This window comes from Chitinimonas viridis, from assembly GCF_030409555.1.
Classification (GTDB): domain Bacteria; phylum Pseudomonadota; class Gammaproteobacteria; order Burkholderiales; family Chitinimonadaceae; genus Chitinimonas; species Chitinimonas viridis.
In genome coordinates this window covers 818,457-829,685 of sequence record NZ_JAUFPU010000018.1, presented here as the reverse complement: position 1 = coordinate 829,685, position 11,229 = coordinate 818,457, and the positions used below count along the sequence as shown (strand labels likewise).

General features: G+C 63.6%; 15 protein-coding genes. 12 read left to right on the top strand and 3 right to left on the bottom strand.

Annotated elements, in window-relative coordinates:
* Positions 1 to 70: 70 nt before the first annotated feature.
* Positions 71 to 703 carry a thiamine phosphate synthase gene (gene thiE / locus QWZ03_RS16790; RefSeq protein WP_290333770.1) on the bottom strand — a complete coding sequence of 211 codons (633 nt, stop codon included), beginning with the start codon at positions 701 to 703 and terminating at the stop codon, positions 71 to 73.
* Positions 700 to 1,530: a bifunctional hydroxymethylpyrimidine kinase/phosphomethylpyrimidine kinase gene (gene thiD / locus QWZ03_RS16785; RefSeq protein ID WP_290333769.1), complete on the bottom strand. Its 831-nt coding sequence runs from the start codon at positions 1,528 to 1,530 to the stop codon at positions 700 to 702. The genes thiE and thiD overlap by 4 nt, the downstream gene beginning before the upstream one ends.
* 89 nt (positions 1,531 to 1,619) lie before the next feature.
* Here thiD and QWZ03_RS16780 point away from each other — a divergent pair, with 89 nt between their 5' ends.
* The 10 genes from QWZ03_RS16780 to QWZ03_RS16735 all read left to right on the top strand — a co-directional run bounded on the left by QWZ03_RS16780 (position 1,620) and on the right by QWZ03_RS16735 (position 8,630).
* The gene (locus QWZ03_RS16780; RefSeq protein ID WP_439954229.1) at positions 1,620 to 1,772 is read left to right on the top strand and encodes a rubredoxin; all 153 of its coding nucleotides are present in this window, start codon (positions 1,620 to 1,622) and stop codon (positions 1,770 to 1,772) included.
* Positions 1,773 to 1,781: 9 nt separating this feature from the next.
* Positions 1,782 to 2,204, top strand: coding sequence for a DnaJ domain-containing protein (locus QWZ03_RS16775; protein WP_290333768.1), 423 nt, complete (start codon positions 1,782 to 1,784; stop codon positions 2,202 to 2,204).
* Between the two features lie 37 nt (positions 2,205 to 2,241).
* The gene (locus QWZ03_RS16770; protein ID WP_290333767.1) at positions 2,242 to 3,084 is read left to right on the top strand and encodes a hypothetical protein; all 843 of its coding nucleotides are present in this window, start codon (positions 2,242 to 2,244) and stop codon (positions 3,082 to 3,084) included.
* Positions 3,085 to 3,234: 150 nt separating this feature from the next.
* Positions 3,235 to 4,065 carry a M48 family metallopeptidase gene (locus tag QWZ03_RS16765; protein ID WP_290333766.1) on the top strand — a complete coding sequence of 277 codons (831 nt, stop codon included), beginning with the start codon at positions 3,235 to 3,237 and terminating at the stop codon, positions 4,063 to 4,065.
* Between the two features lie 200 nt (positions 4,066 to 4,265).
* The gene (locus QWZ03_RS16760) at positions 4,266 to 4,673 is read left to right on the top strand and encodes a CopD family protein (RefSeq protein ID WP_290333765.1); all 408 of its coding nucleotides are present in this window, start codon (positions 4,266 to 4,268) and stop codon (positions 4,671 to 4,673) included.
* Between the two features lie 7 nt (positions 4,674 to 4,680).
* Positions 4,681 to 5,319, top strand: a complete 639-nt coding sequence (locus tag QWZ03_RS16755; protein ID WP_290333764.1) for a hypothetical protein — start codon at positions 4,681 to 4,683, stop codon at positions 5,317 to 5,319.
* Entirely contained in the window at positions 5,313 to 5,798 is a 486-nt protein-coding gene (locus QWZ03_RS16750) for a hypothetical protein (protein ID WP_290333763.1), read from the top strand. The genes QWZ03_RS16755 and QWZ03_RS16750 overlap by 7 nt, the downstream gene beginning before the upstream one ends.
* A 4-nt stretch (positions 5,799 to 5,802) precedes the next feature.
* Positions 5,803 to 6,273 (top strand): CYTH domain-containing protein, encoded by a 471-nt coding sequence (locus QWZ03_RS16745; protein WP_290333762.1) that lies wholly within the window; start codon positions 5,803 to 5,805, stop codon positions 6,271 to 6,273.
* A gap of 116 nt (positions 6,274 to 6,389) precedes the next feature.
* Complete coding sequence (gene hemL / locus QWZ03_RS16740) at positions 6,390 to 7,667, top strand: glutamate-1-semialdehyde 2,1-aminomutase (protein ID WP_284195792.1); 1,278 nt, start codon at positions 6,390 to 6,392, stop codon at positions 7,665 to 7,667.
* A 9-nt stretch (positions 7,668 to 7,676) separates the two neighbouring features.
* Positions 7,677 to 8,630: a hypothetical protein gene (locus tag QWZ03_RS16735; protein WP_290333760.1), complete on the top strand. Its 954-nt coding sequence runs from the start codon at positions 7,677 to 7,679 to the stop codon at positions 8,628 to 8,630.
* 139 nt (positions 8,631 to 8,769) lie between these two features.
* On the opposite strand, the gene QWZ03_RS16730 is transcribed toward QWZ03_RS16735, so the two are convergent.
* Positions 8,770 to 9,042, bottom strand: coding sequence for an accessory factor UbiK family protein (locus tag QWZ03_RS16730; RefSeq protein ID WP_290333759.1), 273 nt, complete (start codon positions 9,040 to 9,042; stop codon positions 8,770 to 8,772).
* A gap of 240 nt (positions 9,043 to 9,282) precedes the next feature.
* Between QWZ03_RS16730 and glnK the strand changes: the two genes are divergently transcribed.
* Together glnK and amt are read left to right on the top strand one after the other, a co-directional pair.
* Entirely contained in the window at positions 9,283 to 9,621 is a 339-nt protein-coding gene (glnK, locus tag QWZ03_RS16725; RefSeq protein WP_284195426.1) for a P-II family nitrogen regulator, read from the top strand.
* 22 nt (positions 9,622 to 9,643) lie between these two features.
* The gene (amt, locus tag QWZ03_RS16720) at positions 9,644 to 11,176 is read left to right on the top strand and encodes an ammonium transporter (RefSeq protein WP_290333757.1); all 1,533 of its coding nucleotides are present in this window, start codon (positions 9,644 to 9,646) and stop codon (positions 11,174 to 11,176) included.
* Positions 11,177 to 11,229 lie beyond the last annotated feature (53 nt).

Genomic DNA, 11,229 nt, shown 5'->3' with positions numbered 1-11,229 from the left:
CCAGCCTGACTTGATGGTCAGCTGGGCCGTTTGCTGCTTCGTGCCACACCGTCAGTCCGGGTGCGGCCGTTTAGCTATGTTCAAACAGGGCCGTATAGGCTGCGGCCCGCTCAGCTGGCTGTCCGCCTTCGTACAAGCCGCCTATGACCGCCAGGCTCGGTACGCCTGCCGCCAGCAAGGGGCCGGCGTTGAGCGGGGTGATGCCGCCTATGGCCACCACCGGGCAATCCAGCTGGGCGCAGGCTGCCTGGTAGAGCGCCAGCGGCGCCTGCACTGCCGAGGGCTTGGTGGCCGAGACATAGGCCGCGCCAAAGGCCACATAGCTGGCACCGGCCGCCTGGGCAGACTGCGCCAAGGCCAGTTGGTTGTAGCAGGAGGCGCCCAGCAACCGTTGCGGCCCCAGTGCCCGGCGCGCCGCCGCCAGCTCGCCGTCATCGCCCCCCAGGTGCAGGCCATCGGCGTCGATAGCCAGGGCCAGCTCAAGATGGTCGTTGATGATCAAGGGGACGTGGTGGTACCGGCAGCGTGCCTGCAAGGCCTGTGCCTGCTGCAGCCGCAGGTCGGCATCGGCCAGTTTGTTACGGTACTGCAGTACCACCGCGCCCGCCGCCAGCACCTGCTCCACCGCCGTCAACAAACGGTCGGTATCAGTCCAGTCCGGGGTAATGGCATAAAGCCCACGCGGCAAGTAAGCCGTGCTCACGCCGGCTCATCCTCGTCGCCCTTGCCCCGTGCCCAGAACAGGCGGTCGGGGATGAACTGCCCCATACCGGGGCGATAGCCATTCTTCAGCGAGTGCCAGGTGTATTCCTGGGCTTCGCGGGCGGCTTGCGACATCTCCAGGCCATTGGCCAGGAAGGCAGCCAGCGCCGACGCCAGGGTGCAGCCCGAGCCATGGTAGCTGCCGGGCAGGCGGTCCCAGCTGTCGCTGCGCACCCGCCCGGCACGGCCGAACAGGGTATTGGTCACATTGGGCGTCAGCTCGTGCGTGCCGGTCACCAGCACGAATTCGGGGCCAAACTGGCGCAGGCGCAGGGCGGCCTCGTCCACCGTCAGCCCATCCTGCTCGTCCGGGTCATCGGTAGCCAGCCGGCGGGCTTCCAGGCTGTTGGGGGTCAGCACCGTGGTATGCGGCAGCAGCAACTCACGCATGGCGCTCACCATGTCCTCGTCGGCAAACTCGCTGCCATCGCCAGTGGCAAACACCGGGTCCAGTATCAGCGGTATGTCGGGATAGTCAGCCGCAATCTCGGCCAGCACGGTCAGGTTCTCCATGCTGCCCAGCACACCGACCTTGATGGCCGCAATCTGCATGTCTTCCAGCACGAAGCGGGCTTGATCCGATACCCATTCCGCCTCCATGGCCAGGAAGCCCTCCATGCCTGCCGTGTCCTGCACCGTGATGGCAGTGACGACCGGCAGCGGGTGACAGCCCAGCGAGGAGATGGTGAGGATATCGGCAGCCAATCCGGCACCGCCGGAAGGATCGTTGCCGGCCAGCACCAGAACAATGGGGGGAGCGTCTGTCATGAGGTATGGGAATCGAGGATAGAGTCTATATACGGTAGAATTTTATCCCATTCACCACCCCAACCCGACTAAACCCCATGAAAAAGTATATGTGTCTCATCTGCGGCTTCATCTATGACGAAGCTGCCGGCAGCCCGGACGACAATATTGCGCCCGGCACCCGCTGGGAAGACATCCCCATGAACTGGACCTGCCCGGACTGTGGCGCCCGCAAGGAAGACTTTGAAATGGTCGAGATCTAACCAAAGACCATGACCAGACCTGTTGGCAAGACCTACTATGGCCTGCTGGGCGTCAGCCCCAGCGCCAGCCAGATGGAACTCGATGCGGCCTATCGCAGCATGCAGGCCATCCTGTCCGAGATCATCGACATCAAGGCGCGCGAAGCACGCCAACACCAGCTTGAGGAAGCCTACCAGCTGCTGTCGAACACCACGCGGCGCGCCATCTACGATGCCAGCCTGCAGGCAGGTCAAGCCCAAACCGTGGTGATAGGAGCATCCTCGGCCAAGGCGGCTCGGCCAGGCACCCGCAGCAATAAACAGCCTGTGATCATCGGGTTGGCCGTGGCAGGCGTGCTGCTGATAGGCGGCTATGCAGGCTGGCACTGGCAAGCAGCCAAGGTGGCCGAGAAGGCCAAGCAGGAGCAGTCCCGCGCTGGCACCAAGCCTTAGCAGCACCGTCAAACCGTCGGAATCCGAGCCCCGTACCATGTCCCATACCCAAGGTAAAACCTATTACAGCTTGCTCGGTGTCGGCCCCCAGGCCAGCCAGGCAGAACTGGACGCTGCCTTTATCGCCATGCAGAAAGTGCTGGCCGAGGTGGTAGACAGCCGCGTGCGCGAGTCGCGTCTGCAAAAGCTGGAAGAGGTCTACCAACTGCTTTCCAACCCCTTGCGGCGTTCGGTCTACGATGCCAGCCTGCAGGCCGGGCAGGCCCAGCGCGTCGTGTTGCAAAGCGAGCCGGCGCCCTCGGTGCGGACATCACACAGCCTGGGCAGCAATCCGCTGATCAAGGTTGGCGTCGGTCTGCTGGGCCTGCTGGTGGTGGGCTACCTGTACTTTGCTTGGCGCCAGCAGGCCACCCTGGATGCCTACCAGACCAATGTGAAGGCCATGCAGGAACGGGCCTTGAGCATGCAACAAGAGGCCATCCGTCGGGCCAATGAGCAGGAAGCCGCCGTCATGGCCAGCGAGCGCTATGCCGAGGATGGCATGGAGACGGCCGAGCAAAGGGCTGCCCGCCTGGCAATAGAGGCGCGCGACCGGGAGTACGCCGACTGGAACCGCAAGGTGTCGCGCGAGTATGAGCGGGCGCAAGACGAGAAGGAACGCAACGAGGCGCGCAAGCGGTCGGAGCGCGAGCGCGAGGAACGCGAACGGGATAGGCAACGCGAGCGCGATGAGGCAGATGCCATCGCCCGGCTGGAGCGGGAACGACAGGCCATGTTCAACCGCCTGCTTAGCGAGCGCCGCTATTACCAAGCCAGGGAACTGGCCAAGACCCAATCTGAATTTGACCGCATCAAGTACGCCGAAAAATATGGCCGCTGACCGCAGATGACACGCGCTTCGCCCTGGCTACAGCTGGGTGATGAGCATATGGTTTTTCTTTAGTATCAATTGCATACAGAACATTTGACCATCGCAGGCAGCAGGCCTGCACTGTACTTGGCAATCCCCGATAGATGCAGGAGTAATGTGATGACCCCCAGCCGATTCCCCAGACTGACCACCTTGTGCCTTGCCCTGCTGCTCGCCGCCTGCCAGCAGGTACAGACCACCGAGAGCGGAACGGTGGGAGTGGAACGCAAGCAAGCCATGTTCTCGCTGCTCTCCAACGAGCAGGTCAACAAGATGGCGGCCCAATCCTATGCCGCCTCGCTGCGAGATGCCGAAAGCAAGGGCAAGCTCAACCGCGATGCCAAGGCCACCCGGCGGGTACGCGCCATTGCCGACAAGCTGATCCCGCAGGTGGCGGTGTTCCGCAAGGATGCACCCAACTGGCAATGGGAGGTCAATGTCGAGAGCAGCCCCGAGCTGAACGCCTATTGCGCCCCCGGCGGCAAGATCATGTTCTTTACCGGCATCATCGACCAGCTCAAGCTGAGCGACGACGAAATTGCCGCCATCATGGGCCACGAGATGGCCCATGCCCTGCGTGAGCATGGCCGGGAGCGCATGAGCAAGGTCTACAGCCAGCAGTTGCTGGCCCAGGGCATCTCGCTGCTGACCAAGGGCAAGTACGACCAGTATGTTGATCTGGGCCTGGATGGCTTCCAGCTGGCTGTCAACCTGCCCAACAGCCGCCAGAACGAGACCGAGGCCGATGCCATGGGTCTGGAGCTGGCGGCCCGTGCCGGCTACAACCCGGCAGCCGCGGTGACCCTGTGGCAGAAGATGGCCGAGGCCAGCCAGGGCCAGCCGCCCCAGTTTCTCTCCACCCACCCCTCCAACCAGACCCGCATACACGAGCTGCAAGCGCTGATCCCACGGGTGCAGCCACTGTACGACGAGGCCCGCAAACGGCGCTAAGAGCGGCTAACAAAACCCTTCTGGCGTTGTTGTGCGAGCTTGCCGTACCCATGTACTGTCTGCGGCGCGCGCCTGCGCTCGCACGCCTAGCCAGAACCGCTACGCTGGGTTTTGTTAGCCGCTCTAAAGCTGCAGCCCACGGCGCCCATAGACCGGGACAGCGCGCCCGGCCCTAGCTTCCCCACTTTTCAGGAATATCCATGCTCTGGGTCAAAGCCCTACATATCATCTTCGTCATCAGCTGGATGGCCGGCCTGCTGTACCTGCCACGCTTGTTCGTCAACCATGCCATGGCGACCGACCCGGCCACCCAGGCGCAACTGGCGCTGATGGAGCGCAAGCTGTTCCGCTTCACCACGTTGCTGGGCGTGCTGGCCCTGGTGTTTGGCCTCTGGCTGCTGCGGCCTTGGATGGCAGCCGGCTGGATGCATGCCAAGCTGACCCTGGTCATGGGGCTGATCGGCTTCCATGCCTATTGCGGCAAGCTGGTGCGCGATTTTGCCGCCGGCCGCAACCAGCGCAGCCATCGCTGGTATCGTTTGTTCAACGAAATTCCCACCCTGATCATGATGGCCATCGTCATCCTGGTGGTGGTCAAACCGTTCTGAGCCCGGCATGCTACGCACTCTTATCCGCCGCCTGTTCAAGGCCGTGGCCTGGCTGCTCGGTACTATCCTGCTGTTGTTGCTGGTCATCGTATTGATCAACGGCTTCGACACCGAGCTGACGCCGGAAACCCAGGTCTGGCTGGTCACGCCACCCAATCGCGTCAGCGATGCCGAGAATGGCTATTACTATCTGCTGACCCTGAACGTGGTCACCGATGAGCCTTTGAAAGTGGCGCAGCTGATTGTCAGTGCTGCTCGGCAGCAAGCTGGTACCGTGCCGGCCGCCCTACCTGCCCTCAAGCGTCACAGCATCAACGACCTGCCCCGCTGGCAGGGGCTGAAGCCCGCCGAGCAGCTAGCCCAGGTCTATCGCGATGAGGCGCGCTACCGCGCGCTGATCACCCGCGAGCAGGCGGCGCTACAGCGCTACTACCGGCTGATTGCCGCACCTGGCTACCACAATGTGGCACCGGAGGAATCGCTGCTGTTCTCCTCTTCGCAGAGGCTGCAGCAATTGGCTACAGCCGAGCAGCTACTGCGCCTGCGTGATGGCGATACCGCCAGCCTGGCGATACCGCCAGCCTGGCGGTACTGGCGCAGAACCTGCGCTTCTGGACTACCGTGCTGGAGAGCAGCACCGTGCTGATCGATGCAATGGTGGCCAATGCCCAGCTGCGCAGCCAGCTGCAGCTGCTGGAACAACTGGCATTGCAACAACCCGAGCTCAAGCCCGCCCTGGCTGCAGCCACTGCTAGCCAGCTGCAGCGACTTGCCAAACTGGACATGGGTCAAGTACTACAGACCAATCTGCAGGGCGAGCTGCGCTTTTTCGCCCATGGGATCGCAGAAGCCAAAATGCAGGCGGGTCAGGCTAGTTGGGCCAGCAAGGCTGCCGACTGGTTTATCCAGCCCAATGCCACCCTGAACGACCTGCGCGATATCTATGCCGATGTCGCCAACCCCGACCCCGCCACGGCTGGTTATTGCGACCCCGCCCTGCGCTGGGCCTACAACCCGGCTGGCAAGATGGTGATCTGCGTGGGTGCGTCCACCATGAATCACTACGGCGACAAGCTCAACACCACCCAACAGGCTGCCCGCAAGCTCGCCGCACAACTGGAATGACATCATGGCAAAAGAGATAGAACGCCGCTTCCTGCTCAAAAATGAGGGCTGGCGCGGCCTGGCGGAAGGTGAATGGCTCAAGCAGGGCTATTTGTCGGTTGAGCGTGAGCGCACCGTGCGGGTGCGTATCAAGGGCGACCAGGCCTGGTTGACGCTCAAGGCCAATATCAGCAATGTGTCGCGCCATGAGTTTGAATACCCCATCCCGCTGGCCGATGCGGAAACCATCATGAGTGCCATGTGCCCCATGCTGGTGGAGAAACGCCGCCACCGCATCGCGTTGGGCGGCCATGTCTGGGAGGTGGACGAGTTCTCCGGCCAGAATGCCGGCCTGGTGCTGGCCGAGATCGAGTTGTCCGACGAGGCCGAGGCCTATGAGCGGCCCGACTGGCTGGGCGAGGAAGTGACCGAGGACCCGCGCTACACCAATGCCCATCTGAGCCGCTACCCCTGGCCCACCTGGGGGCGCGGCTGAACATGGCGGACGACAGCCCGCTGATACACCGCATACCCGCCCACGAGCGTACGGCGGCCGGCACCCACCGGGGGCGTGGCCACCGTACCGGCAGCAATCAACTGACAGGATCGACCATGAGCAAGAACGAACAACTGTTCCAGCGCGCCCAGCGCCATATCCCCGGCGGCGTGAACTCGCCCGTGCGAGCCTTTGGCGCCGTTGGCGGCACCCCGCGCTTCTTTGCCCGTGGTGCCGGCGCCTATGTCTGGGATGCGGACGACAAGCGCTATATCGACTATGTCGGCTCCTGGGGCCCGCTGATCCTGGGCCATACCCACCCGGCCGTGGTGGAAGCCGTACAGAAGGCGGCCGCCACCGGCATGAGCTTTGGCGCCCCTACCGAGGCCGAGATCGACCTGGCCGACCTGCTGTGCGAGATGCTGCCGTCCATGCAGCAGGTGCGCCTGGTGTCCAGCGGCACCGAAGCCACCATGAGCGCCATCCGGCTGGCACGCGGCTATACCGGCCGCGACAAGCTGATCAAGTTCGAGGGCTGCTACCACGGCCACTCCGACAGCCTGCTGGTCAAGGCGGGCTCCGGCCTGCTGACCTTCGGCAACCCTTCCAGCGCCGGCGTGCCGGCTTCGGTGGCCGAGCACACCATCGTGCTGACCTATAACGATGTCGCCCAACTGGAGGAAGTCTTCGCCACCCAGGGTGAGCAGATTGCCGCCATCATCGTCGAGCCCTTCTGCGGCAACATGAATCTGGTGCGGCCGTCCGAGGCGTTTGTCACCGCCATGCGTGCCCTGACCGAAAAGCACGGTGCCCTGCTGATCTACGACGAAGTGATGACTGGCTTCCGCGTGGGCTTGGGCTGTGCCCAAGGCCTGCATGGCATCACCCCCGACCTGACCACCCTGGGCAAGGTCGTTGGCGGCGGCATGCCGCTGGCCGCCTTTGGTGGCCGCGCCGATGTCATGGCCAAGATCGCGCCGCTGGGCCCGGTCTACCAGGCCGGCACCTTGTCGGGCAATCCGGTCGCCGTCGCCGCAGGCCTTGCCACCCTGGGCCTGATACGCCAGCCCGGCTTCTTCGACAGCCTGGGTGCCAAGACCCGCAAGTTGGCCGATGGCCTGGCAGCTGCAGGCAAGGCCGCTGGCCAGACTTTCTCGGCCGATGCGGTGGGCGGTATGTTCGGCGTCTATTTCAATGCCCAGCCACCCAAGACCTACGCCGAGGTCATGGCGACGGACAAGCCACGCTTCAATGCCTTTTTCCACGGCCTGCTGGACGAAGGTGTGTATATCGCCCCAGCCCTGTACGAAGCCGGCTTTGTCTCGGCCGCCCACAGCGATGCCGATATCGAGGCTACCGTTGCGGCGGCCCAGCGTGTTTTTGCCAAACTGTAAGCGCTGACGATGCCGGCCGGCCAGCGTAGCGCGCAGCAGACCTGGCAGTGGCTGCAGGGCCGGCCACGGCTGGCGGAGCTATGCGCCGCCCACCCGGCCGAGTGGGCCGAGGTGCAGGCCGAGCTGGCCGCAGCCATCGCCCGGCGCCGCCCGGGCGAGCTGAAATCGCTGGTGGAGCAAGCCGCCATGCGCCGCCGCATGCAGCAGAACTTTCTCAGCGGCGAGCGCGATGGCCGTGCTTTTGCCCTGTTCGTGGCCCAGCAGGTACGCCATGCCATGACCGAGGAGGCGATACGGCAGTACGCCTTCTCGCAAGCCACCGGCGTACAGCAGGGCAGGGTACGCTTCAATCTTTTCAACGGCTGGGTGGCACAGCGGCTGTTGTTCAAGCGCGATCTGGAACGCAAGCCGGTGTCGCTGTTCTGGTTCCGCCTGCTGTGGCCCCTGCTATGGCAGCGGCGCCGGCTGATGCCGCTGGTGGAGAAGCGCGGCATCTACTGCTTTTACTCGGCCGATCTGGTACAGGCACTGGCCGCTTTGATTGCCGGCCGCCACTGCGTGGAAATCGCTGCCGGTGATGGCACCCTCAGCCGCTTTCTGCAGCAACAGGGCGTGGCAGTACAGCCTAGCGACGATGGCAGCTGGCACGGCGCCATCCAATACCCCGACTCGGTCAGCAGGATGGACGCCCGCGAGGCCTTGAGCCAGTCGCCCCAGGTGGTGATCTGCTCCTGGCCGCCCGCCAACAACCGTTTCGAGCGCCAGGTATTCCGCACCCGCAGCGTGGAGACCTATATCGTTATCGGCAGCCGCTCCCAGTTCATCACCGGCAACTGGGCCGATTACCGCGAGCAGCAGCATTTCGACATGGCCGAAGATCCGGCGCTCAGCCGGTTGGTGCTGCCGCCCGAGCTGGGTGCTGCGGTCTATGTGTTCCAGCGCAAGGCGGCTAGCCTGGGCTAGCACCTGCCATGCAGCGGCAAGCGCCAAGGTTGGGACCATCGTGGTGCTGGCCCCAGGGGAAACCCGGGTGTCAATCATGCTGGCGGCTCAGACAGCGCCGCCCCTAACAGCCATCAATGGCCTCAGTTTAGACAGACCCTCAAAAATCGTCTTGAGGATTCACCGCGTCGCTGACGGCCCCCGAGCGGGCTTCCAGCGCGGCGATGCGGTTTTCCAGTGCCACCAGGGTCTCGCGGGTCTTGGCCAGCACGGCCTGTTGCACTTCGAATTCCTCGCGGGTCACCAGATCCAGCTTGGCAAAGGCCGCCGTCAGCACGGCCCGCATATTCTTCTCGATATCCTTGGCGGGGCCGGCGGCCATTACTTCGGACAGTTTGCCGCTGACTTCATCAAACAGGCGTTGGGCTAGCATGGTTTTACTCCTGGCGTTATCTCGTCACCCTCTAGTCTAGCAAACCACCGTTACGGCGGCCCGCCGCACCAGCGATAGGCGGCCGACCATTGCATCGCACCAAAGCAGTGCAGATCCCACGGCGCACGCGCCGACATTAAGAGTAAGTGCTTGAATAAATAGACAACATAAACATGGCACGGCCCATGCTAACGCTACCCTACCGAGGTATCCACTGGTTCACCACCTTAAGGAGCGAAGATGAAGTTCGTTAGCGCCATCATCAAGCCGTTCAAGCTTGACGAGGTCAGGGAGGCACTGTCCGCCATAGGCGTGCAGGGCGTTACCGTGACCGAGGTCAAGGGTTTCGGCCGTCAGAAAGGCCACACCGAGCTGTATCGCGGTGCGGAATACGTGGTCGATTTCCTGCCCAAGGTAAAGCTCGAGATTGCCGTCAAGGATGACCTGCTCGAGCAGGTGATCGAGGCCATCGAGAAGGCGGCCAATACCGGCAAGATAGGCGACGGCAAGGTCTTCGTCTTTGATCTTGAACAAGTCATCCGCATCCGCACCGGTGAAACCGGCGCAGACGCCCTGTAAGCCCGCAAGGGAGGACTGACCCATGAAAAAACTGTTTACCGCGCTGGCACTGGCAAGTGCCATGAGCCTGGGCATCGCCTGGGCCGAAGAGCCGGCCGCCGCCCCTGCGGCCGCCGCCGTGACGGAGACTACCCCAGCTGAAGCACCCGCTGCAGCGCCGGCCACCACCGCTGAAGCGGCGCCTGCTCCAGCGGCGACAGCCGCACCGGCAGAGGCGGCCGCTCCGGCTGCTGCACCCGCGCCCACCTTGAGCAAGCCTGACAACGCCTGGGTGTTTGTCGCTGCCGCCCTGGTGATATTGATGTCTATTCCCGGCCTGGCGCTTTTCTATGGTGGCCTGGTGCGCTCCAAGAACATGCTCAGCGTGCTGATGCAGGTGTTCGTGGTGTTCTCGCTGATCTCGGTGCTGTGGGTCGCCTATGGCTACAGCGTCGCCTTCACCGAGGGCAACGCCATCTTCGGCGGCTTCTCCAAGCTGTTCCTGAAGGGGGTAAACGACACCTCGCTGGCCGCCACCTGGTCCAAGGGCATCTATCTGTCCGAGTTCATCTACATCGTGTTCCAGGGTGCCTTCGCGGCCATCACCTGCGGCCTGATCGTCGGTGCCTTTGCCGAGCGCGCCAAGTTCTCCGCCGTACTGGCCTTCCTGGTGATCTGGTTCACCCTCAGCTACCTGCCCATGGCTCACATGGTGTGGTACTGGGCTGGCCCGGATGCCTACACCGATGCAGAAGCCGGTGCCAAGGCCTTGCTCACCGCTGGCTTGCTGTTCCAGAAGGGTGCGCTGGATTTTGCCGGCGGCACCGTGGTGCATATCAATGCCGCCGTGGCCGGCCTCGTGGGTGCCTACTTTGTCGGCAAGCGCGTGGGTTACGGCAGGGAAGCCATGACCCCGCACAGCCTGACCATGACCATGATAGGCGCCTCGCTGCTGTGGGTGGGTTGGTTTGGCTTCAACGCCGGTTCCGCACTGGAAGCCAACGGCATCGCCGCGCTGGCCTTCGTGAACACCTGGGTTGCCACCGCGCTGGCCGCCGTGGCCTGGATGGGCGTGGAATGGATCTGGAAGGGCAAGCCCTCCATGCTGGGTGCCGCTTCGGGCGCCGTGGCCGGCCTGGTGGCCATCACCCCGGCCTGCGGCTTTGTCGGTGTCGGCGGCGCCATGGCCATTGGCCTTTCGGCGGGTGTGATCTGCCTGTGGGGCGTGCATGGTCTCAAGCGCCTGCTGGGTGCTGACGATGCCCTCGATGTATTCGGTGTCCACGGCGTGGGCGGCATCCTGGGTGCTATCCTCACCGGTGTGTTTGCCGACCCGGCCTTGGGTGGCCTGGGTGTGTGGGACTATGTCACCAATGCTGTGGCCCCCAACTACTCCATCGCCTCGCAAGTATGGATACAGACCCAGAGCGTGCTGCTCACCGTGGTTTGGTCGGCCGTGGTGTCGGTGGTGGCCTACAAGTTGGTCGATCTGGTCATCGGCCTGCGCGTGCCCGAAGACGAAGAGCGCGAAGGCCTGGACGTCACCAGCCATGGCGAAAAGGCCTACAACGTCTAAGCAGACTTAGCGCTACAACAGAACGGCCCCTCGCAAGATGGGCCGTTTTGCCG